This is a genomic window from Streptomyces sp. NPDC013455, assembly GCF_040632975.1.
Classification (GTDB): Bacteria; Actinomycetota; Actinomycetes; order Streptomycetales; family Streptomycetaceae; genus Streptomyces.
Genome location: NZ_JBEYCX010000001.1, coordinates 236,212 through 259,474 on the forward strand (window position 1 = coordinate 236,212; position 23,263 = coordinate 259,474).

The 23,263-nt window shown below is 71.2% G+C and carries 21 protein-coding genes and 1 riboswitch; of the genes, 5 read left to right on the forward strand and 16 right to left on the reverse strand.

What is annotated here, in order from left to right; genetic code table 11:
- Window positions 1–2 precede the first annotated feature (2 nt).
- The 4 genes from ABZ576_RS01030 to ABZ576_RS01045 form a co-directional block, all read right to left on the reverse strand.
- Window positions 3–1,013 carry an NlpC/P60 family protein gene (locus ABZ576_RS01030; protein WP_360734258.1) on the reverse strand — a complete coding sequence of 337 codons (1,011 nt, stop codon included), beginning with the start codon at window positions 1,011–1,013 and terminating at the stop codon, window positions 3–5.
- A 238-nt stretch (window positions 1,014–1,251) separates the two neighbouring features.
- The gene (locus tag ABZ576_RS01035; RefSeq protein ID WP_360734261.1) at window positions 1,252–2,295 is read right to left on the reverse strand and encodes an NlpC/P60 family protein; all 1,044 of its coding nucleotides are present in this window, start codon (window positions 2,293–2,295) and stop codon (window positions 1,252–1,254) included.
- 212 nt (window positions 2,296–2,507) lie between these two features.
- The gene (locus tag ABZ576_RS01040; RefSeq protein WP_360734264.1) at window positions 2,508–3,851 is read right to left on the reverse strand and encodes an NYN domain-containing protein; all 1,344 of its coding nucleotides are present in this window, start codon (window positions 3,849–3,851) and stop codon (window positions 2,508–2,510) included.
- Window positions 3,852–3,895: 44 nt separating this feature from the next.
- Window positions 3,896–4,135: a hypothetical protein gene (locus tag ABZ576_RS01045; RefSeq protein WP_360734267.1), complete on the reverse strand. Its 240-nt coding sequence runs from the start codon at window positions 4,133–4,135 to the stop codon at window positions 3,896–3,898.
- A 153-nt stretch (window positions 4,136–4,288) separates the two neighbouring features.
- Here ABZ576_RS01045 and ABZ576_RS01050 point away from each other — a divergent pair, with 153 nt between their 5' ends.
- The gene (locus tag ABZ576_RS01050) at window positions 4,289–5,083 is read left to right on the forward strand and encodes a rhomboid family intramembrane serine protease (RefSeq protein ID WP_360734270.1); all 795 of its coding nucleotides are present in this window, start codon (window positions 4,289–4,291) and stop codon (window positions 5,081–5,083) included.
- A complete protein-coding gene (locus tag ABZ576_RS01055) occupies window positions 5,080–5,361 on the forward strand; it encodes an Lrp/AsnC ligand binding domain-containing protein (protein WP_360734273.1) in 282 nt (93 codons plus the stop codon). The genes ABZ576_RS01050 and ABZ576_RS01055 overlap by 4 nt, the downstream gene beginning before the upstream one ends.
- Here the strand turns inward: ABZ576_RS01055 and ABZ576_RS01060 are convergent.
- From ABZ576_RS01060 to ABZ576_RS01090, 7 genes are all read right to left on the reverse strand, one after another.
- The gene (locus ABZ576_RS01060; protein ID WP_360734276.1) at window positions 5,358–7,811 is read right to left on the reverse strand and encodes a PQQ-binding-like beta-propeller repeat protein; all 2,454 of its coding nucleotides are present in this window, start codon (window positions 7,809–7,811) and stop codon (window positions 5,358–5,360) included. The two genes, ABZ576_RS01055 and ABZ576_RS01060, sit on opposite strands and share 4 nt — an antisense overlap.
- A gap of 86 nt (window positions 7,812–7,897) precedes the next feature.
- On the reverse strand, window positions 7,898–9,259 hold the full coding sequence (locus ABZ576_RS01065; RefSeq protein ID WP_360734279.1) for an aminotransferase class V-fold PLP-dependent enzyme: 1,362 nt from the start codon (window positions 9,257–9,259) through the stop codon (window positions 7,898–7,900).
- 129 nt (window positions 9,260–9,388) lie between these two features.
- Window positions 9,389–9,505, reverse strand: a riboswitch (SAM riboswitch).
- Between the two features lie 74 nt (window positions 9,506–9,579).
- Complete coding sequence (trpD, locus tag ABZ576_RS01070) at window positions 9,580–10,644, reverse strand: anthranilate phosphoribosyltransferase (protein WP_360734282.1); 1,065 nt, start codon at window positions 10,642–10,644, stop codon at window positions 9,580–9,582.
- Window positions 10,645–10,763: 119 nt separating this feature from the next.
- Window positions 10,764–12,401 (reverse strand): cytochrome bc complex cytochrome b subunit, encoded by a 1,638-nt coding sequence (locus ABZ576_RS01075; protein ID WP_360734285.1) that lies wholly within the window; start codon window positions 12,399–12,401, stop codon window positions 10,764–10,766.
- The gene (locus ABZ576_RS01080) at window positions 12,398–13,456 is read right to left on the reverse strand and encodes a Rieske 2Fe-2S domain-containing protein (protein ID WP_360734287.1); all 1,059 of its coding nucleotides are present in this window, start codon (window positions 13,454–13,456) and stop codon (window positions 12,398–12,400) included. The genes ABZ576_RS01075 and ABZ576_RS01080 overlap by 4 nt, the downstream gene beginning before the upstream one ends.
- Window positions 13,453–14,265 carry a c-type cytochrome gene (locus tag ABZ576_RS01085; RefSeq protein WP_360734289.1) on the reverse strand — a complete coding sequence of 271 codons (813 nt, stop codon included), beginning with the start codon at window positions 14,263–14,265 and terminating at the stop codon, window positions 13,453–13,455. Before ABZ576_RS01085 ends, ABZ576_RS01080 begins: the two co-directional genes overlap by 4 nt.
- A 62-nt stretch (window positions 14,266–14,327) precedes the next feature.
- A complete protein-coding gene (locus tag ABZ576_RS01090; protein WP_360734291.1) occupies window positions 14,328–14,948 on the reverse strand; it encodes a heme-copper oxidase subunit III in 621 nt (206 codons plus the stop codon).
- A gap of 166 nt (window positions 14,949–15,114) precedes the next feature.
- Here ABZ576_RS01090 and ABZ576_RS01095 point away from each other — a divergent pair, with 166 nt between their 5' ends.
- On the forward strand, window positions 15,115–15,516 hold the full coding sequence (locus ABZ576_RS01095; protein WP_360734293.1) for a hypothetical protein: 402 nt from the start codon (window positions 15,115–15,117) through the stop codon (window positions 15,514–15,516).
- 80 nt (window positions 15,517–15,596) lie between these two features.
- Here ABZ576_RS01095 and ABZ576_RS01100 read toward each other — a convergent pair whose 3' ends face one another.
- From ABZ576_RS01100 to coxB, 4 genes are all read right to left on the reverse strand, one after another.
- Window positions 15,597–16,859, reverse strand: coding sequence for an Ig-like domain-containing protein (locus tag ABZ576_RS01100; RefSeq protein WP_360734296.1), 1,263 nt, complete (start codon window positions 16,857–16,859; stop codon window positions 15,597–15,599).
- Window positions 16,860–17,017: 158 nt separating this feature from the next.
- Entirely contained in the window at window positions 17,018–17,416 is a 399-nt protein-coding gene (locus ABZ576_RS01105) for a cytochrome c oxidase subunit 4 (protein WP_360734298.1), read from the reverse strand.
- Complete coding sequence (gene ctaD, locus ABZ576_RS01110) at window positions 17,413–19,146, reverse strand: cytochrome c oxidase subunit I (RefSeq protein WP_360734300.1); 1,734 nt, start codon at window positions 19,144–19,146, stop codon at window positions 17,413–17,415. The genes ABZ576_RS01105 and ctaD overlap by 4 nt, the downstream gene beginning before the upstream one ends.
- Complete coding sequence (gene coxB / locus ABZ576_RS01115; protein ID WP_360734301.1) at window positions 19,143–20,102, reverse strand: cytochrome c oxidase subunit II; 960 nt, start codon at window positions 20,100–20,102, stop codon at window positions 19,143–19,145. The genes ctaD and coxB overlap by 4 nt, the downstream gene beginning before the upstream one ends.
- Before the next feature lie 293 nt (window positions 20,103–20,395).
- Between coxB and ABZ576_RS01120 the strand changes: the two genes are divergently transcribed.
- Window positions 20,396–21,778, forward strand: a complete 1,383-nt coding sequence (locus ABZ576_RS01120) for an aminotransferase class V-fold PLP-dependent enzyme (protein ID WP_360734304.1) — start codon at window positions 20,396–20,398, stop codon at window positions 21,776–21,778.
- Between the two features lie 45 nt (window positions 21,779–21,823).
- On the opposite strand, the gene ABZ576_RS01125 is transcribed toward ABZ576_RS01120, so the two are convergent.
- Window positions 21,824–22,798, reverse strand: a complete 975-nt coding sequence (locus tag ABZ576_RS01125) for a carbohydrate kinase family protein (RefSeq protein ID WP_360734307.1) — start codon at window positions 22,796–22,798, stop codon at window positions 21,824–21,826.
- 130 nt (window positions 22,799–22,928) lie between these two features.
- Here ABZ576_RS01125 and ABZ576_RS01130 point away from each other — a divergent pair, with 130 nt between their 5' ends.
- Window positions 22,929–23,138: a hypothetical protein gene (locus tag ABZ576_RS01130; protein ID WP_360734310.1), complete on the forward strand. Its 210-nt coding sequence runs from the start codon at window positions 22,929–22,931 to the stop codon at window positions 23,136–23,138.
- The last annotated feature ends 125 nt before the right edge of the window (window positions 23,139–23,263 follow it).

A 23,263-nucleotide genomic window follows, 5' to 3' on the forward strand; every position in this document is an offset into this window, starting at 1 on the left:
GGTCAGGGCCGGGTGACCGAGGAGACCGGCATCATCCCGACCGGGTCGTAGCGCACCGGGGCGCCGGGGTAGGGCGCGTGGATGACCTGGCCGTTGCCGGCGTACATCGCCACGTGGCTGGCGTCCGAGCGGTAGACGACCAGGTCGCCGGGGCGGGCCTGGGAGAGCGGGACCTGCCGGCCGGCGAACCGCTGTGCCTGCGAGGTGCGCGGCAGCTGGACGCCGGCGTGCGCGTACGACCACTGCATCAGGCCCGAACAGTCGAAGCCGGACGGACCGTTGGCGCCCCACACGTAGGGGCGGCCGAGCGCGGAGCGGGCGGCGGCCAGGGCCGCGGCGGCGCGGCCGTCGGGGGCGACGGCGCCGGCCGGGTCGGGCAGGTCCGCGCGGCCGCCCCGGGAGGCCCGGTCCCAGGCGGCGCGTTCGGCGGGCGGCAGGGCGTTGATCAGCTGCCGGGCCCGGGCGAGCTTCCGCTCCACGCTGCGCTTGTGAGCGGCCACGGCCGCGCGGCTGCGCTCCAGCTCGGCGAGGGTCCCGGCGGCCTCCGCCCGCTCCTGGGCGAGTTCGCGCAGCGCGGACCGCAGTTCCTTGAGCCGGGCGGCCTGCCGGGCGCCGATGCGGTCCAGCGTGGACGCCTTCTCCAGGTAGTCGTCGGGGTCGGCGGAGAAGAGCAGGGCGACGGCCGGGTCGATGCCGCCCGCGCGGTACTGGGCGCCGGCCAGCGAACCGAGCTGCTCGCGCAGACCGTTGACGCGCTGCTGCTGCCGGGCGATGTGGTCCTGGGCGTCCCGGACCTCCCGGCGCAGCCGGCCGGCCCGCTCGTCGGCCTCGTCGTACGCCTGCGTCGCCTTCTCCGCCTCCTCGTACAGGCGGTCCACCTGGGCGCGGGTGTCGGCGCCCGGGGCCGCGTGCGCCGGTACGGCGCCGAGCGCGGCGGCCGCGGCCGACAGCACGCACAGGGCGAGGGAGCCCCGGTCGAATCCGGACGGGGCAAGGCGGCGATGGGACCCCACGGCAGTCCTTCTGCTGGCGGACGTAGACCGTTTTCCCGGCGCCTGGGGACGGGGAGGCCCCGGCGCCGGGGAAACGCGCCAGACAGTAGCCGCGCGGAGGGGCCGGGGCCAAAGACCTCGCGGTCAACACACGGTGACGCCCCGCCGCTGACGCAGGTCACCGGCGGGGCGTGGAGTCAGTTCCGGTTCCGGGGATTCGCTCGTTCGGGCGCCACCCGTGTCCGTGTGTCGCCGGGTGTCAGACCCGGACGCCGAACATGAAGGGGCCGCCGATGGTCGTCATCGACTCGTACCGGACGACGGTGCCGGTGCGCGGGGCGTGCAGGACCTGGCCGTTGCCCGCGTAGAGGCCCACGTGGTGCAGGTCGTTGAAGAAGAAGACCAGGTCGCCGACCTTGAGGTCGCTCTGGCTGTAGATCCTCGTGCCGATCTGGGCCTGCGCCTCGGAGGTGCGCGGGATGGAGACCCCGGCCTGGGCGTAGGCCCAGGAGGTCAGGCCCGAGCAGTCGAAGGAGGAGGGGCCGGTGGCGCCGTAGACGTAGGGCGAGCCGAGCCGGGTCTGGGCGGCGGAGAAGGCCGCCTGGGCTCGGCCGGAGGCCGGCGGGGCGTCGTCGCCGAGTTCGACGCGCTCGGTGGAGGAGCGGTTGGCGCGCTGCTGTTCCTCGGCGAGCTGGGCCTTCTCCTTGGCGGTCAGCGTGTTGAGGAGCTTCTGCGCCTCGGCGAGCTTCGCCTGGACTTCCTTCTTCTTGTTGCCCAGCTCGGTGCGGGTGGCGGAGAGGTCCTTGAGCTTCTCCGTCGCCTCGGCACGCTCCTGGGCCAGTTCGCGCTGTTTGTCCTGGATCTTCTTCAGCGCGTCGACCTGCTGGCTGCTCAACTGGTCGAGCGTGGAGGCCTTGTCGAGGAAGTCGTCCGGGTCCGAGGACAGGAAGAGCTGGACCGAGGCGTCGATACCGCCGGAGCGGTACTGGGCGGTGGCCAGCGAACCCAGGCCGTCGCGCAGCTTGTTGAGCTCCTCCTGGCCGCGGGCGACATTGTCCTGGATCGTGGAGATTTCCTTCTGCAGCTTCTGCTGCCTCTCCTTGGCGCCGTTGTACTTCTCGGTCGCCTGCTCCGCCTGCTCGTAGAGCTTGTCGACCTTGGCCTTGACCTCGTCCTTGCCGAGCTTCTCGCTCGGCGCGGCGTTGGCGGCGTTGGCGCTGAGCGCGACGGCAGCTGCGGCAGCGGTGGTGAGCACGGTCACGCGGGTGCGGCTCGGCTGCTTGGGTCGACGGTGGGACGCCACGGAGGACGAACTCCTTCTTGTGAGTGTTCACCCGTTCGGAGGTTCGAGCCCAGACCCTAGTGACCCGGTTGTGATCAGTTCAAATCCTCGCAGCCAAAAACCACGTCACGCAATGCATTCTTTGCACACAACTCACATGCAGTGAGATGCGGTTGACGCTACGTTGCGTGACGTTACGGCCAATTCGGGCATTGCCTGCGCCCGTTGGACCTTCAGGACAGTCGCTTGAGAAGTACCGCAGAGGCCACCGGTCGGGCACCCGCCCTGGCGACCCCGTCGGCCACCTCCCGGTCGGTGGAGGCGACGATGACCGGGCGTCCCGGCGGCTCGGCGCGCACCAGCTGGCGGATCAGCTCGTCGGCCGTGACGCCCGGCTTGGAGAACAGCACCCGCACACCGCGCGGCGGTGCCAGCAGCACCGGCGCGGCCAGTTCGGCACCGTCGAAGACACACGTCACCTCGGCCCCGGTCTGCGCGGCGAGCGCGGAGAGCTGGCCCAGCAGCCGGAGCCGCTGCTTCTCCAGCGGCATCTGCGGATAGCCGGTCTTGGTCACGTTGTAGCCGTCGACGACCAGGTGTGCCTGCGGCAGCGCCAGGAGCTGGTCGAGGATGGCCGGGTCGTTCTCGGACAGGGCCCGGGCCGCGATGTCCTTCGGGGTCATCCGTCCCGGTTCGACCGCGTCCACCGTCTCGGCCGGACGCACCGACACCGGCGGCAGGGCCAGTTCGCGCCGCAGCCCCTGGGTCGCGTCCAGCAGGGTGTCGAGCAGCAGCCGTACCCGCATGTCCTCCACGCTGCGGCCCTCCCGGGCAGCCCGGCGGGTGGCCTCCAGCGCGGCCTCGGCCTCGCCCAGGCGGGCCTTGAGCCGCCGGGACTCGCTCTCCGCGGCCGACACGTGCGCATGCGCCTCGGCGCGCACGGCGTCGATCTCGCCCTGCGCCTTGCGCAGCGCGGCCTCGCCCCGCTTGACGTCGCTGAGGGCGGCCCGCAGCTTGCGGTGGAGCGATTCGGATTCCTTCCGGGCCGACTCCAGTTCCGCGCGCAGCCGTTCGGTCTCGGCGCGGGTGTGGTCACGGGCCTGCGCCAGCTCCGCGCGCAGCCGCTCCAGCTCGGCCCGGCTCTCCTCGCCGGCCCGCTCGGCGTCCGCGCGCTGCGCCTCCTCGCCGGCCGCGGTGACCAGCTTCACCCAGCCCGCCGGGCGCAGTACGTAGGCCGCGGCCGCCACGTCGAGCGGGTCCGCGGCCGGGGGCGGGGAGCCGGAGTCCAGGGCGCCGGCGAGTTCCGGCTGCGCCACTCTGAACTTCTCCCCGATCCGCTGCCGGAACAGCGCGTCGGTCTCCAGTGCCGCCGCCATCGCGTTCCCGGCGAACTTCGCCCGGCGATTGGGGGCGAACCGGGCGTACTGCCTCAGCTGAGCGGGCAGTTCCGCCATGGTCAGCCCGCCGAAGCCGTCCGAGACGATCTGTACGACCCGTCGGCGCACGCCGTCGGGCAGCGGACGGTCAAGCACCTCGGCGGTGCCGTCGTCCGGCCCCCCGCCTGCGCTCTCCACCATCCGTCACACCCCAATACACGCATGTCTCACGGGGCCCGCTCCGCTCAGGAGCCGGCGCCCGGCCTGTCCACGAGTTCCACCTGGTCCACCGCGTTGCACCAGCGGCAGCGCACCGACTCGATGGTCTCACTGACCACCTGGCGCTCCTCCACGGCCGGCTCACCGGCGAGGTCGAGGTGCACGTACTCGACGACCTTCGACGAGCGGGTCACGTCGAACCGGGTGAGGTTGCCGCACAGGGTGCAGCGCCATCGCGTGGTGGCCGTCGGCAGGGGAACCGTCATCGTGACTGTCCGCTTCCTTCTCGTGTCCGTCCGCGCCGCTCCCCGACGCGTGTGGCTCGTAACCCTACGGCCTGGCGGGTACTCGCCGCCCGTCCGTCCACGGCGGCGAGGCGGTCTGTCAGGCTGCGTCCCGTTACGTCATGCTCTGTAGTCATGATCAGCACCTGGAGCACGGCGGCCGGCAGGACCCTGAGAGCGGTCCGGGGGACCTCGGCGCCCGTGACGTACGGCCTCATCGTCCTGTGCGCTCTGATCTTCGTCCTCGGCCCGGCCTCGGGTCTGGTCCCCGGGTACGGCTCCGGGGAGGCCCTGCCGGCCGCGCAGCGGGCGTACTTCCGGCAGTGGGGCGTGGTCCCGGCCGAGCTGTTCCGCGGACCGGCCGGAGCGGTGCTCACCCCGGCCACCGCGCTGTTCGTGCACGGCAGCTGGGTCCATCTGCTCGGGAACATGCTCTTCCTCTTCGTCTTCGGGGCGATGACGGAGGAACGGATGGGCCGCGTGGAGTTCACCCTGTTCTACGTCGGCTGCGGCTACCTCGCCCTGCTCGGCTACGCGGCCGCCAACGCCACCTCCGAGCAGTCGCTGGTCGGCGCCTCCGGGGCGGTCTCGGCGGTCCTCGGAGCGTTCCTCTTCCTGTTCCCCCGCGCGCGCGTGACCAGTCTCCTCCCCTTCCTGTTCTTCCTGCCGCTGCGTTTCCCGGCGTGGGTCGTGCTGCCGTTCTGGGCGGCCCTCCAGTGGCTGGCGGCGGGACGCGCCTCCGACGGGCCGGGGGTGGCGTACCTCGCGCACCTGGTGGGGTTCGGCCTCGGGTTCGGTTACGCGTGGGCGCGGTACGGCAGGAGGAGGGGCCCGGAGGACGGCCCGGGCGGGGCGGTCGTGGGCGACGGGCGGGCGACTAGAGTGAAAGCCACCCGAGCTCCGGTCACCGAGGGAGAGAGACAGCCGTGATCACCGCGATCGTTCTGATCAAGACCAGCGTGGACCGGATCCCCGAGATCGCGGAGCGGATCGCCGCGCTGGACAGCGTCAGCGAGGTCTTCTCGGTCACCGGCACCTACGACCTGATCGCCATGGTCCGGGTCCGGCAGCACGAGGACCTCGCCGAGGTCATCCCGGGCCGGATCAGCAAGATCCCCGGCGTGGAGGGCACCGACACGCACGTCGCGTTCCGCACCTACTCCCAGCACGACCTGGAGGCGGCGTTCGCGATCGGCCTCGACAACTAGCCGCTCAGCTCCACCGCGGCGATGCCGGTGCCCGAGGGGATGTAGAGACGCTTGCCGGTGACGACCGGGGTGTGCTGGTCGTCGCCCGCGTCGCGGCCGAGGGTGGCGCTCCAGCGTCGCTTCCCGTTCAGGTCCAGCGCCCAGACCCGGTCGCCCGCACGGACGTACACGGTGTCGCCGGCCACCACCGTCCACGGCTGGGCCGTGCTCCCGGGGAGGTCGTACGTCCAGGCGCGCGAGCCGTCGGCCGCGCGGACGCCGAACACCGTCGCCTGTTCCGTGCCGACCGCCAGCGCGCGGTTCCCCGCGGTCAGCGCCCCGCTCTCGTCCTCCCTGCGCCACAGCCGCCGGCCGTCCGTGGTCCGGAAGCCCTGGCGGGCGGCGCCGGCGTCCGCGAACAGGGTGGTGCCCGCGAGGGCGAGGGCCGTGATGTCGGTGCCCCCGGAGATCTGCCACTTGGGCGTGCCGTCCGCCGCGTCCAGCGCCAGCAGGGTGTCCCCGTAGCTGCCCGTGTAGATCACGCCGGCCGAGACCAGGGGCGTGCCGGTGGGGCCGGCCGGGGTCTTGGCGGTCCACTTCTCGCTGCCGTCGGGAGCGTAGCGGCGCAGCCCGCCCGCGTCCGTGCCGCCGACAGGGACGAGCACGTCCTCGCCGAGCGGCACCGGGACGGCGTACGCCCGGTCGCCGAGGGTGCGGGTCCACAGCGGACTGCCGGACGGACTCACCGCGGTCAGCCGGCGCACGTCCTCGCTGTCGAGGCCCACCACGCAGTACACGGCGTCCCGCGTGGCCACGGGGGTGGAGACGTCGTCGCCGAGCCGGACCTTCCAGTGCCCGGAGCCGTCCGCGGAGATCGCGTGCAGCACGCCGCCGGAGGTGCCGGCGTAGACGACGGAACCGTCCGGGGAGAGCGCGCAGCAGGCCCCGTCCAGGCCGCCGAGGGCGCCGAGGTCGTACTGCCAGCGCAGGGCCGCGGGCCCGGCCGCACCGGAGGCCGACCGCGCGGGCGAAGGGGAGCTGTGGCCCTCGCTCTCGGTGCGGAACCCGTACTCCCACAGCCAGCCGCCGGCTCCGGCCCCGGCCACGGCCACGGCTCCCCCGGCGAGGGCCTTCAGGAGCCGGCGGCGCCCGGGGGCGACGGGGCCGAGACGGCCGACGGTGGTGGGTGCGGCGGTCGAGCCGTCCCCGGCGGCACGCGGCGTCGGCGGCGCGGACGCGGGGGACGGGCTGTCGGGTGCGGTGGCGGTGGCGGTGGCGGGCACGGACGCCGGGGCGGTGCGGGGCGGGTCGCCGGCCGGGACGCCGGGCGCCTCAGGCGCGGGAGCGGCCGGCCGGGCGGGGGCGGGACCGGCCGCGGCGGGAGCCGGACCGGCCGCGGCAGGCGTCGGACCGGCCGCGGCAGGCGTCGGACCGGCCGCGGCAGGCGTCGGACCGGCGAGGGCCGAAGAAGGATCGGCCGGGGCCGGGGTGACGGGTGACGGGGCGGCCGGGGCGGGAGTCTCCCCGGCCGGGGACGGGCCGGCCGGGGACGGCGTGGCGGGTGACAGGTATTCCACGCCGCTCGGGCGGTCGTCGGGGGTCCGGCCCGGGGCGGCCGCGGGACCGTACCAGCCGGGGCGCACGGCGGCGCGCAGCGTCGCGGGGGTGAAGCCGGCGCCCGCCACCACCTCCGGCGGCTCCGGGCGCTCCAGCGGGTCCTCCCGCAGACAGGCCGTCACCAGCGGGCGCAGCCCGTCCGGTACGCCGGTCAGGTCGAAGTCGCGGGTCAGGATGCGCAGCAGCACCACCGAGTCCTGGCCCTCGCCGAAGGGCTCGCGGCCGGCCGCCGCGTAGGCGAGGACCGCGCCGAGGGAGAACACGTCGCTGGGCGGGCCGACCTGTCCGCCGTTGCGGATCTGCTCCGGCGAGACGTAGCCCACCGAGCCGACGACCGCGCCGGTGCGGGTCAGCGCGGTGGCCTCCAGGGCCCGGACGATCCCGAAGTCGATGACCCGGGGCCCGTCCGGGCCCAGCAGGATGTTCGACGGCTTCAGGTCGCGGTGGACCAGGCCCTTGGCGTGGATGGCGGCCAGCGCCTCGCCGAGCGCGGCGGCGAGCAGGCGGACCGCGGACTCGGGCAGCGCGCCGTGGTCCAGGACCGCGTCCCGCAGGTTCGGACCGGACACGAACTCCGTGGCCATCCAGGGCCGTTCGGCCTCGGTGTCGGCGTCCACCACCCGCGCGGTGTACGTGCCCGCGCCGCCGACGGTCTGCGCGGCGCGCACCTCGTGGCGGAAGCGGGCGCGGAAGGTGCGGTCCTCGGCGTGCTCGGCCCGTACGACCTTCACCGCGAGCGCGAGCCCCGTGCGGGAACGGGCGAGGTAGACCTCCCCCATGCCGCCGGCGCCGAGCCGGTGCGTGACCTCGTACGGGCCGATGTGGCGCGGGTCGGTTGCGCGCAGCGGCTGCACTCCGGGCTCCCCCTGTCCAACGTGGTCTCAGGGGGAGGTTATACGCGCCCGCCCGGCCGCCGGCCGCGCAGGTGTGCCGGCGCCGCTCACACCGCCGGCACGCAGCGGCCCCCCTCCGTGCGGTACCGCCACTTGGCGCCGTCCCGCACCAGTTCCTTCACCGCCGCGACGAAGCGCTCGACGTGTTCGTCGGGGGTGCCCGCGCCGAAGCTGACGCGGATGGCGTTGAGGGACTTCTCCCCCGGCGCCGCCTCCGGCGCCCCGCACTCGCCCTGGGACTGCGGGTCGCTGCCGAGCAGGGTGCGCACCAGGGGGTGGGCGCAGAAGAGGCCGTCGCGTACGCCGATGCCGTACTCGGCGGAGAGGGCGGCGGCGAAGTGGGAGCTGTTCCAGCCCTCGACCACGAAGGAGATGACGCCGACGCGCGGGGCGTCGTCGCCGAAGAGGGAGAGGATCCGTACCTCGGGCACCTCGGCGAGGCCCTCGCGGACCGTGCGGACGAGGTGCTGTTCGCGGGCGACGAGGGTGTCCCAGCCCGCCTCCGTCAGGGCCTTGCAGGCCGACGCGACGGCGTAGGCGCCGATGACGTTCGGGGAGCCGGCCTCGTGCCGGGCCGCGGTCTCGTGCCACTCGACGGCCACGCCGCCGTCCTCGCGCCGGGTGACCTTGCGGCTGGCGCCGCCGCCCGCGAGGTACGGCTCGGCCGCCTGGAGCCAGTCGGCGCGGCCGGCCAGGACGCCGGAGCCGAAGGGGGCGTACAGCTTGTGCCCGGAGAAGGCGACCCAGTCGACGTCCAGGTCGCCGATGTCGAGGGGGTGGTGCGGGGCCAGCTGGGCGGCGTCCAGCACGATCCGGGCGCCGTGGGCGTGCGCGGCGGCGGCCAGTTCCCGCACCGGCCACAGCTCCCCGGTGACGTTGGAGGCGCCGGTGACGCAGACCAGGGCCGGGCCGTGGGGGTCCCGGTCGGCCAGGGCCCGCTCCAGGGTCCGTACGGCCTGCCCCGGGGTGCGCGGGGCGTCGAGGTAGGTGACCTGCGCGTCCTGCCAGGGCAGCAGGGAGGCGTGGTGCTCGGTCTCGAAGACGAAGACCCGGCAGCCGGCGGGCAGGGCGCGGGCCAGCAGGTTCAGGGAGTCGGTGGTCGAGCGGGTGAAGACGACCTGGTCGGCCGGGCGGCAGCCGAGGAACGCGGCGACCGTCTCGCGGGCCTTCTCGAACAGGTCGGTGGAGAGCTGGGAGAGGTAGCCGGCGCCGCGGTGGACGCTGCCGTAGTACGGCGCGTAGGCGGCGACGTCGTCCCAGACGCGCTGGAGGGCGGGGGCGCTGGCCGCGTAGTCGAGGGCGGCGTAGGTGACTTCGCCGCCGGTGACCAGCGGGACGGTGACATCCCGTCCCAGAACGGGCAGCGGGGCGCAAACGGACTGGTCGGCGGCAGTGCTGAAGACAGACATGGCGAACTCCCGTGACAGGAACGCGAGAAGGAAGGAAGAAGGGTGTGCGGAGGCGGGGCTCTGCGGCCCTAACGCATTCGCTTGCTCACGGGAGACTCCTCGACGACCAGGATCCCTGGTTGCGTGAGGGATCCGCGCTTGCCGTGCACCTTGCTGTGCACGGCCTGGTCTTCACCCGGGGCACCCCGCCACGGACGGAGGGTTGCCGGACAGTCGGCCGGGGCCTCATGACTGTCACTCATGACCTGGTCAGGAAACGTACGCGAGAAGATCGGCGTCCCGCAACCCGTGTCCGGATCGCGGGACGGCTTCCGATGGCGTCAGGCGTTGCTGACGGCCACCCAGCGGTCCAGCGTGCGCCTGGCCGCGCCCGAGTCGATCGACTCCGCGGCCAGCGCCATGCCGGCGCGCAGCTGGTCGGCGAGCGGCGCCTGTGTCGGCCGGAGGGCCACCAGCGCCGCCGCCGAGTTCAGCAGCACGGCGTCCCGTACGGCTCCCCGCTCGCCGTCCAGCAGGCGGCGGGCGACCTCCGCGTTGTAGGCCGCGTCGGCGCCGCGCAGGGCGTCCACGGGGACGAGGTCGATGCCGACGTCCCGCGGGTCGAAGGTCTCCTCCGCGACCTTGCCGTCCCGGACCACCCACACCCGGGAGGTGGCGGTGACGGTCAGCTCGTCCAGGCCGTCGTCACCGCGGAAGACCAGCGCCGAGTTGCCGCGCTCGGCGAGCACACCGGCCACGATCGGCGCCATGCGCGGGTCGGCGACCCCGACCGCCTGGGCGCGCACCCGCGCCGGGTTGGTCAGCGGACCGAGCACGTTGAAGGTGGTCCGGATGCCCAGCTGGGAACGCGCGCCCGCGACATGGCGCAGGGACGGGTGGAAGCGCACCGCGAAGCAGATGGTGATGCCGGCTTCCTCGGCGACCTCCGCGACCCGCCGCGGGGTCAGGTTCAGGTTGATGCCGAGCTTCTCCAGGACGTCGGAGGAGCCGGAGGCGGAGGACGCGGCGCGGTTGCCGTGCTTGACCACCTTCGCGCCGGTGCCCGCGACGACGATCGAGGACATGGTGGAGATGTTCACCGTCTTGGCGCCGTCGCCGCCGGTGCCGACGATGTCGACGGCCGGGCCGGGCACCTCGATCACGTTCGCGTGCGCGTACATGGTGCGGACGAGTCCGGCGATCTCCTGCACCGTCTCGCCCTTGGCGCGCAGCGCCACCATGAACCCGGCGATCTGCGCGTCGGTCGCCTCCCCGCGCATGATCAGGTCCATCGCCCAGGCGGTGTCGTCGGCGGACAGGTCCCGGCCGTCCAGCAGACCGTTCAGCAGGACGGGCCAGGAGCGGCCCGCCGCGGTGTCGCCTCCAGCGGGGGTCACAGCGCTCATCAGCCGCTCCTGGGTGTCGTGAGAACAGGGTGCTCCCACCCTATCCAGCCCGGGACACGGCGAAGGGCCCCGTCCGGCTCGCGGACGGGGCCCTTCTGCGTGGCGTGGCGACGCGGGGATCAGTGGTGGCCGTGGCCGCTCGTGATCTCCTTGTACTCCTCGACGGTCGGCTTCGGGATCTGGTTGTCCTCGCCGTAGTAGGCGTTGGAGAGCTTGGCGCGCAGCTTCTCCGAAGCCGTCACCTTGCGCTCGACACCGTTCTCGTCGACCTTCGGGCCGATCTGGGCCGGCTCGTACTGGTGGTGGGCCGTGAGGGTGTGCAGCTGCTCCTGGCTGAGCGGCTCGTGCACCTCGATGAACTCACCGTGCGGGAGCCGCTTGATGATGCCGGTCTCCCGGCCGTGCAGCACCTTGTCCCGGTCGCGGCGCTGGAGACCCAGGCAGATCCGCTTGGTGACGATGAACGCGATCACCGGTCCGGCGAAGAAGAAGATCCGGACGAACCAGGTCACGGCGTTGATCGACAGGTGGAAGTGGGTGGCGATGAGGTCGTTGCCACCACCGACCAGGCCGATCATGTAGACCGTCACCCAGGCCACACCGAAGGCGGTGCGGGTCGGGGCGTTGCGCGGGCGGTCCAGGATGTGGTGCTCGCTCTTGTCGCCGGTGACCCAGGACTCGATGAACGGGTAGACCGCGATCGCCACCAGGACCAGACCGAAGAGCACCAGCGGGATGAACACGCCCAGGACGAGCGTGTGACCCCAGAAGTTGATCTCCCAGCCCGGCATGTAGCGGACGAGACCCTCGGCGAAGCCCATGTACCAGTCGGGCTGGGCGCCGGTGGACACCTGGTCCGGACGGTAGGGGCCCATGGCCCAGATCGGGTTGATCTGGGCGACCGCCGCGATGGCCGCGATGACACCGAAGACCAGGAAGAAGAAGCCTCCGGCCTTGGCCATGTAGACCGGCAGCAGCGGCATGCCGACGACGTTCTTCTCGGTCTTGCCGGGACCCGCGAACTGCGTGTGCTTGTGGTAGAAGACCAGGATCAGGTGGCCCACGACCAGGCCGAGCATGATGCCCGGCAGCAGCAGGATGTGGATCGAGTAGAACCGGGCGACGAAGTCGTGGCCGGGGAACTCGCCGCCGAAGAGGAACATCGAGATGTACGTGCCGACGATCGGCACGGACAGGATCGCGCCCTGGGTGAAGCGGACACCGGTGCCGGAGAGCAGGTCGTCCGGGAGCGAGTAACCGGTGAAACCGGTGAACATGCCGAGGACGAACAGCAGGAAGCCGAACAGCCAGTTGATCTCACGCGGCTTGCGGAACGCGCCGGTGAAGAACACGCGCATCATGTGCACGAACATGCCGGCGAGGAAGATCAGGGCGGCCCAGTGGTGGATCTGCCGGATGAGCAGACCACCGCGCACGTCGAAGGAGATGTGCAGGGTCGAGCTGAACGCCTCGGACATCAGCTGTCCCTGGAGCGGGACGTAGGAGCCGTGGTACTCCACCTCGTTCATCGACGGGTGGAAGAACAGCGTCAGGTAGACACCCGTCAGGATGATGATGATGAAGCTGTAGAGGCAGACCTCACCCAGCATGAACGACCAGTGGTCGGGGAAGATCTTGCGCATGTTGGCCTTGGCCAGGGAGTAGATCCCGAGCCGGCCGTCGGCCCAGTCGGCGACGCGCTCGCCGGCCGGTGCCTTCCCGCGAGAGCGGGGTGCTTCGTTGGGTGTAGTGCTCATCCGCGCTCCCAGAATGCAGGACCGACGGGCTCCTCGAAGTCGCCGAGCGCCTGGAGGTAACCCTCACTGTCCACACCGATGCGCAGCTGGGGCAGGGCGTGGCCGGCGGGGCCGAAGATCACTCGGGCACCGTCGGAGAGGTCGAAGGTGGACTGGTGGCACGGGCACAGCACGTGGTGCGTCTGCTGCTCGTACAGGGAGATCGGGCAGCCGACGTGGGTGCAGATCTTCGAGTACGCGACGATGCCCTCGTGCGACCACTCGAGCTCGCGCTTGTCCTTGATGTTGCCCGGCTGGATCCGGACGATCATCAGGGCCGCCTTGGCGATCTCGTTCTGGAACTCCTCGTCGTGCTCCTCCAGGCCGTCCGGCTTGGCGAACGTGAGGGAGCCGACGGCGACGTCCTCGGGGCGCAGCGGCTGGTTGGTGTTCATGTTGACCAGGCGCTTGCCCTTGGCCCACATGGTGTGGCGGAGCTTGGTCCCGGGGGCGGGGCCGAGACCGCCGAGCAGCATGACGCCGGAGAGCGGCACCAGGGCCAGCGCGCCGAACATCGTGTTGCGGACCAGCTTGCGGCGGCCGATGGCCGACTCCTTGGCGCCCAGGCGGAAGTCCTCGTGGACCTTGGCCCGCACCTCGGGGGAGGCCTCGATCGGGTGCCGGTCGTCGGCGACCTCGACGTCGGACATCAGGGTGCGGGCCCAGTGGACCGCGCCCGCGCCGATGCAGAACAGGGCCACGCCCAGGGTCAGGCCCAGCGCGAGGTTCATCGCGCTGGTGTGCCCGATCGGGAAGACGAAGATCGACTTGTCGGTCGGGATGGCCAGGTACGCGACGATGAAGCCGATGGTGGCCAGCATCGAGACCGTGAACAGCAGGGCGACCGCGCGCTCGGACCGCTTGGCGGCCCGCTCGTCGATGTCCTGGATCCGGTGCTCGTGCGGCGGCAGCCCCGGGTCCGCGAACGGGTTCTCCTCGTCCGCGACGCCCACCGCGCCGTGTGCGTGGTCCTGCTCAGCGGGCAGGTTCTCTTCTGGAATGTCTTGGCTACTCATGACTTCTTGGCCTTTGCGGTCCGAGCGGCGACCCAGACGGCGACCGCGATCAGCGCGCCGAGGCCGAAGATCCAGGCGAACAGACCCTCACTGACCGGCCCGAGGCCGCCCAGCTCCAGACCGCCGGGGTTCTCCGTCTTGTCGCCGTTGACCGCGTTCAGGTACGCGATGATGTCCTTCTTGTTCTTCTCCGACATCGTGGTGTCGGGGAAGGACGGCATGTTCTGCGGGCCCGTCTGCATGGCCTCGTAGATGTGCTTGGGAGCGACACCCTCCAGGCTCGGCGCGTACTTGCCCTTGGTCAGGGCGCCGCCCTTGCCGGTGAAGTTGTGGCACTGCGCGCAGTTGGTGCGGAACAGTTCGCCACCCTTGGCGATGTCCGCGCCGCCCGGTCCGTACTGCTCCTCGGTCGGCACGCTCGGGCCGGCGCCCAGGGAGGCGATGTACGCGGCGAGCTGGTCGATCTGGGCCTGCGTGTAGATGTTCTTCTTGCGCGGGACCTGGGCGCCCTGCGAGGTGGCGGCGGGCATACGGCCGGTGCCGACCTGGAAGTCGACGGCCGCGGCGCCCACGCCGACGAGGCTGGGGCCGTCGGAGGAGCCCTGGCCACCGGTGCCGTGGCAGCTGGCGCAGCCGACCTCGTAGAGCTTCTTGCCCTCCTTGATGGTCAGGGACTGGGAGGTTTCATCGGCCTGCGCCTTGCCCGCGGGTGCGAACGCGGCGTACAGCCCCCCAGTGGCCGCCAGCGCGAGGAGTAGGACGACGACCGCCGCCAGCGGATGGCGTCGTCGTGCGGAGAGCTTTTTCACGGATTACCCCGGTGTCAGGATCTTCTGCGTCGGTGCTTCTGGATGTGCGGGAGCGGTCCCGGCTACTTGATCAAGTAGATCGTGGCGAAAAGGCCGATCCAGACGACATCGACGAAGTGCCAGTAGTAGGACACGACGATGGCGGCGGTCGCCTGCTCGTGAGTGAACCTCTTGGCCATGTACGTACGGCCGAGGACCAGCAGGAAGGCGATGAGGCCGCCCGTCACGTGCAGGCCGTGGAAGCCGGTGGTCAGGTAGAACACCGAGCCGTACGGGTCGGAGGACAGCGAGATGCCGTCCTTCTTCACCAGCTCCGTGTACTCGTAGATCTGACCGCCGATGAAGATCGCACCCATGATGAAGGTGAGGATGAACCAGCCACGGAGCTTCTTCACGTCGCCGCGCTCGGCCGCGAACACGCCGAGCTGGCAGGTGAGGGAGGAGAGCACCAGGATCGTGGTGTTCGTCGCGGAGAAGGGCACGTTGAGCGCGTGCGCCTGCTCCTTCCAGTGAGCCGGTCCGGTCACCGACCGGAGGGTGAAGTACATCGCGAAGAGGGCCGCGAAGAACATCAGCTCGGAACTCAGCCAGATGATGGTTCCGACGCTGGTGAGGTTCGGCCGGTTGACCGACGGGTGCGCGTGCCCGGTTTCTACTGTCGTTGCTGTCGCCACGACCGACATTATGTCGGTCGCTTATCTCGCGCTCACTCCGGGGGGTGCCGTTCGGAGTGTTGCCGCCCGCCGGACCGGTGTTGACGTGGTGTTCACGGGGACGACGACGGGAGTAACATCCGCCGGAACGGGCCTGCCCGTCCTGTCCGTACGACGCTGACGTCTCGGAGGAACAATGCAGCCGACCGCCACGGTGCTGGTCTACAGCGACGACTCCACCACCCGCGAGCAAGTACGGCTGGCCGCCGGGCGCCGGCCGGCTCCGGACGTCCCCCTGGTGGAGTTCGTGGAGTGCGCGACTCCCGAGGCGGTGCTGCGGGAGCTGGGCAAGGGCGGCGTCGACCTCTGCGTGCTGGACGGCGAGGCCGTGCCGATGGGCGGCATGGGGGTGTGCCGGCAGATCAAGGACGAGGTGTTCGACTGCCCGCCGGTGCTGCTGCTGATGGGGCGGCCGCAGGACGCGTGGCTGGCCACCTGGAGCCGCGCCGACGCCGCGGTGACCCTGCCGGTGGATCCGGTGGAGTTCGCCTCCTCGCTGGCTTCCCTGCTGCGCCGCAGGCGGCTGGTGGGCGCCTAGCGGCCCGGGGCGCGGGACGGGTGCGCGGGGGCGGACCGGTGGTCTCCTCCCGCGCGGTGCCCCGCACCCCCTGAGGACGTTCACAGGGCCGCTGGCTGGATCCTCAGCGCGTCTCCCGGTGCCGGACCCTCCGGTTTGCCGTTGAAGAGGGCGCTGCCCTCGCGCCACTTCTGCCAGTCGACGTTCCAGTCGCCGAAGCCGTTGCCGAAGGGCTCCATGTCGTTGCCGTTGGAGTTGACGACCTTCACGATGTCGCCCTCCTTGACGGTGTCGAAGAACCACTCCGCGTTGGACGTGCTCATACCGGTGCAGCCGTGGCTGACGTTGGCGTACCCCTGGGAGCCCACGGACCAGGGGGCGGCGTGGACGTACTCGCCGGACCAGGTGACCCGGGTGGCGTAGTAGACCGGCAGGTCGTAGGAGTCGGCGCTGCCCTCGGCGATGCCCACCGTGGTGCCGCGCATCCGTACGAAGTACTGCTTGGCCAGTACGACCTTGACACCGTTGCGGGTCTCGAAGCCGGGCTTGCCGGTGGTGACCGGGATCTCGTTGATCGCCTCGCCGTTGCGGTAGACCGTCATCTGGTGCGACGAGGCGTCCGTGACGGCCTCGATCCGGTCGCCCGTGGTGAGCGTCAGCGGCTTGGACGGACCGCCCCACAGCCGGTCGCCGATCTTCACGCCGTCCAGGTTGCTGTGCACCTGGATGGTGGCGTGCACGGGCCAGTACTCCTTGGGCCGGTAGTGGAGTTCCTTGTCGCCCACCCAGTGCCAGGCGCCCGGCACGGCCGGCGTGGACCTGACCCGCAGGGCGCGTTCCACGACGGCGCGCTGCGCCTTGTCCTTGATCTCGTGGTCGAGCTGGGCCGTGATGGGCTGCCCGACGCCGTAGGTGCCCTTCTCCGGCCCGAAGGTGACGCCCAGCCGCTTCTTGCTGGAGGGACCCCTGGTGTCGAACGCCAGGACCTTCCGGCCGGGTGCGCCGTCCTCGTCCTCGGTGCTCACCGTGACCGTGTAGTGGGCGTTGGCGGCCAGCGGGGAGGTGCTGTGCCAGCGGCTGCCGTCGGCGGCCAGTTCGCCCGCCACGTAGCGCCCCGTGGAGTCCTGGGCGACGACGTCCGTGATGCGGCCCTCACCGCTCTTGGCGGTGACCTCCAGGGGCTTGTCCGGGTCGGCCCGCTTGTGCGCCTCGGAGGGGCCGTTGAAGGAGATCAGGCCCGCTGCGTCGTACGGCCTGGCCGACAGGGGGTTGCCGTCCGAACCGCAAGCGGTGACGCCCGCGCCGAGGGCGGTCACCAGCAGGGTGCAGCTGACGACGGTGCGGGTCCGCGGAGTGTGGTTCATATGATCACGCTATGAGACGGTGACCGTACCGGCACGGCAGGTAATCCTTACGAGGGAACGACACTGCGGCAACGGAAGGACACGCCGGGGCCCCGGGGAAACGGCGGGAGCCCGGCCCCTCCTGACGGAGGGCCCGGGCTCCCGGCGCGTGCTGCGTCTTACTGCGTGCGGTTTTCACCGTGGTAGTACTCGAACACCCAGCCGAAGATGCCGATCAGGATGATCGGAGCGGCGAAGTAGAGCAGCCACCAGCCGACCGCGACACCGAGGAAGGCGATCGCGCCGCCGGCGCCGAGGGCGAGCGGCTGCCAGCTGTGCGGGCTGAAGAAGCCCAGCTCGCCCGCGTCGTCCGCGACGTCGGCCTCCTTGTCGTCCTGGGCGCCCGCGTCGACCCGCCGGGCGGTGAAGCCCAGGTAGAAGCCGATCATGACGGCCAGGCCGAAGGCCAGGAAGAGCGCGGTGGTACCGGCCGGCTCCTTCGACCACACGCCATACACGATGGCCATGATCAGGATGAAGACGCTCAGCCAGATGAACATCCGACCCTGGATCTTCACTTGCCGGCCTCCTTGCTGCCCGCGACGGCGGTGCCGTGACCGGCGTGCTCGAGCTGCTCGAGCGCGGCGATCTCAGGGTGGTGCAGGTCGAACGCCGGGGATTCGCTGCGGATCCGCGGCAGGGTGAGGAAGTTGTGCCGCGGCGGCGGGCAGGACGTCGCCCACTCCAGCGAGCGGCCGTAGCCCCACGGGTCGTCCACGCCGACCGGCTTGCCGTACTTGGCGGTCTTCCAGACGTTGTACATGAACGGCAGGACCGACAGGCCGAGCAGGAAGGAGCTGATGGTCGACACCGTGTTCAGGGCGGTGAAGCCGTCGGCCGCCAGGTAGTCGGCGTACCGGCGCGGCATGCCCTCGGCACCCAGCCAGTGCTGCACCAGGAAGGTGCCGTGGAAGCCGATGAACAGCGTCCAGAAGGTGATCTTGCCGAGACGCTCGTCCAGCATCTTGCCGGTCCACTTCGGCCACCAGAAGTGGAAGCCGGAGAACATGGCGAAGACGACCGTACCGAAGACCACGTAGTGGAAGTGCGCCACCACGAAGTACGAGTCGGAGACGTGGAAGTCCATGGGCGGCGAGGCCAGGATGACACCGGTCAGACCACCGAACGTGAAGGTGATCAGGAAGCCGGTCGCCCAGAGCATCGGCGTCTCGAAGGACAGCGAGCCCTTCCACATGGTGCCGATCCAGTTGAAGAACTTCACACCGGTCGGTACCGCGATCAGGAAGGTCATGAAGGAGAAGAACGGCAGCAGCACCCCGCCGGTGACGTACATGTGGTGGGCCCACACGGTCACGGACAGGCCGGCGATCGCGACGGTCGCGGCGATCAGGCCCATGTAGCCGAACATCGGCTTACGGCTGAAGACCGGGATGACCTCGGAGATGATGCCGAAGAACGGCAGGGCGATGATGTACACCTCTGGATGGCCGAAGAACCAGAAGAGGTGCTGCCACAGCAGGGCGCCGCCGTTGGCCGCGTCGAAGATGTGGGCGCCGAACTTGCGGTCCGCCTCCAGGGCGAACAGCGCGGCGGCCAGCACCGGGAAGGCCAGCAGGACCAGGACACCGGTCAGCAGCACGTTCCACACGAAGATCGGCATGCGGAACATGGTCATGCCCGGGGCACGCATGCAGATGATCGTGGTGATGAAGTTGACCGAGCCGAGGATCGTACCGAAGCCGGAGAAGGCCAGACCCATGATCCACATGTCGGCGCCGATGCCCGGCGAGCGGACCGCGTCCGACAGCGGGGAGTAGGCGAACCAGCCGAAGTCCGCCGCGCCGTCCGGGGTGAGGAAGCCACCGACCGCGATGAGCGAGCCGAACAGGTAGAGCCAGTAGGCGAACATGTTCAGCCGCGGGAACGCCACGTCCGGCGCACCGATCTGGAGCGGCATGATCCAGTTCGCGAAACCGGCGAACAGCGGGGTCGCGAACATCAGCAGCATCACGGTGCCGTGCATCGTGAACGCCTGGTTGAACTGCTCGTTCGACATGACCTGCAGGCCCGGACGGGCCAGCTCGGCGCGCATGAGCAGCGCCATCACGCCGCCGATCAGGAAGAACGCGAACGACGTCGCCAGATAAAGCGTGCCGATCGTCTTGTGGTCGGTGGTCGTCAGCCACTTGACCACGACATTGCCGGGCTGCTTGCGCCGGACCGGCAGCTCGTTCTCGTACGAGTCCTCAGCTGCCGCGGCACCCTGGGGTTCGTTGAGGATGCTCACAGGATGTTCGTCCTCTGGTTCTTCTCGTGGCTCGTCTGCGCGATGCCGGCCGGAATGTAACCGGTCTGCCCCTTCTCCGCGAGCTCCTTCAGGTGCTGCTCATAGCGCTCGGGGGAAACGACCTTCACGTTGAACAGCATCCGGGAGTGGTCCACGCCGCACAGCTCGGCGCACTTGCCGAGGAAGGTGCCCTCCTTGTTGGGGGTCACCTGGAAGGCGTTGGTCCGGCCCGGGATGACGTCCTGCTTCATCAGGAACGGCACCACCCAGAAGGAGTGGATGACGTCACGCGAGGTGAGGACGAAGCGGACCGTCTTGCCCTTGGGCAGCCAGAGCGTCGGACCGGGGTTGTCCGTCTGCGGGTTCCGCGTGCCGGGGGTACCGACGTCGTAGACACCGCCGGCGTTCGCCGGGAACTGGTCCCTGAACCGGTCCGGGATGGCGTCCAGGTTCTTGTCGGTCCTGGCGTCGCCCTTGGAACCGGGGACGTTCTCGATGTAGTTGAAGCCCCAGCTCCACTGGAAGCCGACCACGTTGACCGTGACGTCGGGCTTCTTCGAGGTGTCCAGGAGCTTCGACTCGTCCCGGGCCGTGAAGTAGAAGAGCACCGAGATGATGATGATCGGGACCACCGTGTACAGGGCCTCGATCGGCATGTTGTACCGGGTCTGCGGAGGAACCTCGACCTTGGTGCGGCTGCGCCGGTGGAAGAAAGCACTCCACAGGATCAGGCCCCACACCAGCACGCCGACGGCGAGCGCGGCAGCCCAGGAGCCCTGCCACAGGGAGAGGATCCGCGGAGCCTCTTCCGTGGTCGGGGTGGGCATGCCAAGGCGGGGGAAGTCCTTGTATGTGCAACCGGTTGCGGTCGCCAGGACCAGGCCCGCGGTCAGTGCCTGCAGCAGCTTCCGCCGCATCGGGCGCCGCGGCGAGCGGTCGGAGCCGTTGGGACTCACGTAGCGCCTTCCCGAGAGTCTCGCCCGCGCGGTCGGCTGCGGCCTTCTCGCTGGTCGGTCGCCGCCCTGCGTCGGGCAGGGGTTTGGATGTTTATGCGGACCAAACCCTAGCCGACGCTCTCCGGGGGTTCGCGGGGAGGGGGGCATACGCGTCGCCTGTCACCCTGTTGGGGTGGAGACGGGTACCCAATAGCTCGGGTTGTGGGGGTTTGGCGGGCGGCCGCGGACGGCTGCCGGGAGCCCCCTCCGCTCTCCGCGCCCCACTACTCCCACCTGCGCTTTAACGTGGACCTGTGTCCTACTTCGACGCCGCCTCCGCCGCCCCGCTCCACCCGGTCGCCCGCCAGGCCCTGTTGGCCTCCCTGGACGAGGGGTGGGCCGATCCCGCCCGGCTCTACCGGGAGGGCCGGAAGGCCCGCATCCTGCTGGACGCCGCCCGGGAGGCGGCCGCCGAGGCCGTCGGGTGCCGGCCGGACGAGGTGGTCTTCACCTCCTCCGGCACCCAGGCCGTACACACGGGGATCGCGGGGGCGTTGGCCGGGCGGCGGCGGGTCGGACGCCACCTGATCGTGTCGTCCGTCGAACACTCCTCCGTACTCCATTCGGCGGAGGTGTTCGAAAGGGACGGCGGCGAGGTGACCCGGGTGGCCGTGGACCGGACCGGGGCCGTCACCGCGGCCGGGTACGAGGCCGCGCTGCGGCCCGGCACCGCGCTGGCCTGTCTCCAGTCGGCCAACCACGAGGTGGGCACCGTGCAGCCGGTGGCCGAGGTCGCCGAGGTCTGCCGGGCGGCCGGTGTGCCGCTGCTGGTGGACGCGGCGCAGTCGCTGGGGTGGGGGCCGGTCCCGGGCGGCTGGTCGCTGCTCGCGGCCAGCGCGCACAAGTGGGGCGGGCCGTCCGGGGTCGGGCTGCTCGTCGTGCGCAAGGGGGTGCGGTTCGCCGCCCGGGGGCCGGTGGACGAGCGGGAGTCGGGCCGGGCGCCCGGCTTCGAGAACATCCCGGCGATCGTGGCGGCCGTGGCCTCGCTGCGCGCCGTACGGGCCGAGGCGGCCCGGGAGGCGGAACGGCTGCGGGAGCTGACGGGACGGATCCGCACCCGGGTGCCGGGGCTGGTGGCGGACGTGGAGGTGGTCGGTGACGCCGAGCGCCGGCTGCCCGGCATCGTCACCTTCTCCTGCCTGTACGTCGACGGCGAGGCGCTGCTGCACGAGCTGGACCGGGCGGGCTTCTCGGTCTCCTCCGGCTCCTCCTGCACGAGCAGCACGCTGACGCCCAGCCACGTGCTGAAGGCGATGGGGGTGCTGAGCGAGGGGAACGTACGGGTGTCCCTGCCGGCGGGCGCGGCCGAGGAGGACGTGGAGCGGTTCCTGGAGGTGCTGCCGGGCGCCGTCACGGGGGTGCGGGAGAAGCTGGGCGCGCCGGCGGCGGCACCGGCCGCGCAGGCGGGCCCGGGTGAGCTGGTCGTCGACTCCCTCGGCAAGCGCTGCCCGATCCCCGTCATCGAGCTGGCGAAGGTGTTCGGGCAGGTGCCGGTGGGCGGCACCGTCCGGGTCCTCTCCGACGACGAGGCGGCCCGGCTGGACATCCCCGCGTGGTGCGGGATGCGCGGGCAGGAGTACGTCGGAGAGGAGCCGGCGGAACGGGGGACGGCGTACGTGGTGCGCCGGGTGAGCTGAGCGCCGTTTTGCGGGCCGCGCCCCGGAACGGGGCGCGGGGCCGGGTCAGCCGAGGTGTGCGCGGACCTCCTCGGCCGCCTCGTCCCCGTACGCCTTGGTGAACCGCTCCATGAAGTGCGCGCGCCGCAGCTGGTACTCCTGCGTCCCCACCGTCTCGATGACGAGGGTCGCCAGCATGCAGCCGATCTGCGCCGCGCGCTCCAGGGAGACGCCCCAGACCAGGCCGGACAGGAAGCCCGCGCGGAAGGCGTCGCCGACGCCCGTGGGGTCGGCCTTGCGGTCCTCCTCCGGGCAGCCGACCTCGATCGGGTCCTCGCCGGCCCGCTCGATGCGCACGCCGCGCGAGCCGAGCGTGGTCACGCGGTGGCCGACCCTGGCCAGGATCTCCGCGTCGGTCCAGCCGGTCTTGGACTCGATCAGGCCCTTCTCGTACTCGTTGGAGAACAGGTACGTCGCGCCGTCGAGCAGGACGCGGATCTCCTCGCCCTCCATGCGGGCGATCTGCTGGGAGAAGTCGGCGGCGAACGGGATGTCCCGGGTGCGGCACTCCTCGGTGTGGCGGAGCATCGCCTCGGGGTCGTCGGCCCCGATGAGGACCAGGTCGAGGCCGCCCACGCGGTCGGCGACGGTCTTCAGCTCGATCAGGCGCGCCTCGCTCATGGCACCGGTGTAGAAGGAGCCGATCTGGTTGTGGTCGGCGTCGGTGGTGCAGACGAACCGGGCGGTGTGCAGGGTCTCGGAGATGCGGACCGAGTCGGTGTCCACGCCGTGGCGGTCGAGCCAGGCCCGGTACTCGTCGAAGTCGAAGCCGGCGGCGCCGACGAGGATCGGCCGGGTGCCGAGCTGTCCCATGCCGAAGGCGATGTTGGCGCCCACACCTCCACGGCGTACGTCGAGGTTGTCGACCAGGAAGGAGAGGGAAACCGTGTGCAGCTGGTCCGCCACGAACTGATCGGCGAAGCGGCCGGGGAAGGTCATGAGGTGGTCGGTGGCGATGGAGCCGGTGACTGCGATGCGCACGACGCGAATTCTCCTGCGGGAGGCGGGATTGACAGTTCACGCTACCCGGTCGCAGGCCACCGCTGTAGTTGGAGAAACTACCCGATAGTAGAGCTTTCTTCGCGGCGCCTGCCGTGTCTACGGTGCCGTCATGACCAACTTCGAGGGCTTCTCCCCCGCTCCGGCCGACCTCGACGGCGATCTCGCCGCGCTGCGCGGCGACTGCGCCCGGATGGCTCCGCGCTGGGCGGTCCCGGAGCACGCCGAGCCGCGGCCGGTGCCGCCGTCCCGCATCCACGGGGTGCGCGTGCCGGCCCGGTCCGCCCGGCTGCTGGACGCGATGTCGGACTACGGCGACTGATCCGCGGGGGCGACCCGCGGCGCGCGCTCCCCCGGGTGTGCGCCGGGAACCGCACGCTCCCCTCCCGCGTCCCATCGCCGTACCCCGCGCAGGGGATGCGGCGACGAGCCAGCGAGGAGGGATGC

Excerpts from the sequence above, each read along its gene's own strand:
- ABZ576_RS01080 (WP_360734287.1), bottom strand. The coding sequence starts at position 13,456 with ATGAGTAGCCAAGACATTCCAGAAGAGAACCTGCCCGCTGAGCAGGAC.
- trpD (WP_360734282.1), bottom strand. The coding sequence starts at position 10,644 with ATGAGCGCTGTGACCCCCGCTGGAGGCGACACCGCGGCGGGCCGCTCC.
- ABZ576_RS01130 (WP_360734310.1), top strand. The coding sequence starts at position 22,929 with ATGACCAACTTCGAGGGCTTCTCCCCCGCTCCGGCCGACCTCGACGGC.
- ABZ576_RS01040 (WP_360734264.1), bottom strand. The coding sequence starts at position 3,851 with ATGGTGGAGAGCGCAGGCGGGGGGCCGGACGACGGCACCGCCGAGGTG.
- ABZ576_RS01090 (WP_360734291.1), bottom strand. The coding sequence starts at position 14,948 with ATGTCGGTCGTGGCGACAGCAACGACAGTAGAAACCGGGCACGCGCAC.
- ABZ576_RS01095 (WP_360734293.1), top strand. The coding sequence starts at position 15,115 with ATGCAGCCGACCGCCACGGTGCTGGTCTACAGCGACGACTCCACCACC.
- ABZ576_RS01100 (WP_360734296.1), bottom strand. The coding sequence starts at position 16,859 with ATGAACCACACTCCGCGGACCCGCACCGTCGTCAGCTGCACCCTGCTG.
- ABZ576_RS01050 (WP_360734270.1), top strand. The coding sequence starts at position 4,289 with ATGATCAGCACCTGGAGCACGGCGGCCGGCAGGACCCTGAGAGCGGTC.
- ABZ576_RS01045 (WP_360734267.1), bottom strand. The coding sequence starts at position 4,135 with ATGACGGTTCCCCTGCCGACGGCCACCACGCGATGGCGCTGCACCCTG.
- ABZ576_RS01075 (WP_360734285.1), bottom strand. The coding sequence starts at position 12,401 with ATGAGCACTACACCCAACGAAGCACCCCGCTCTCGCGGGAAGGCACCG.
- ABZ576_RS01065 (WP_360734279.1), bottom strand. The coding sequence starts at position 9,259 with ATGTCTGTCTTCAGCACTGCCGCCGACCAGTCCGTTTGCGCCCCGCTG.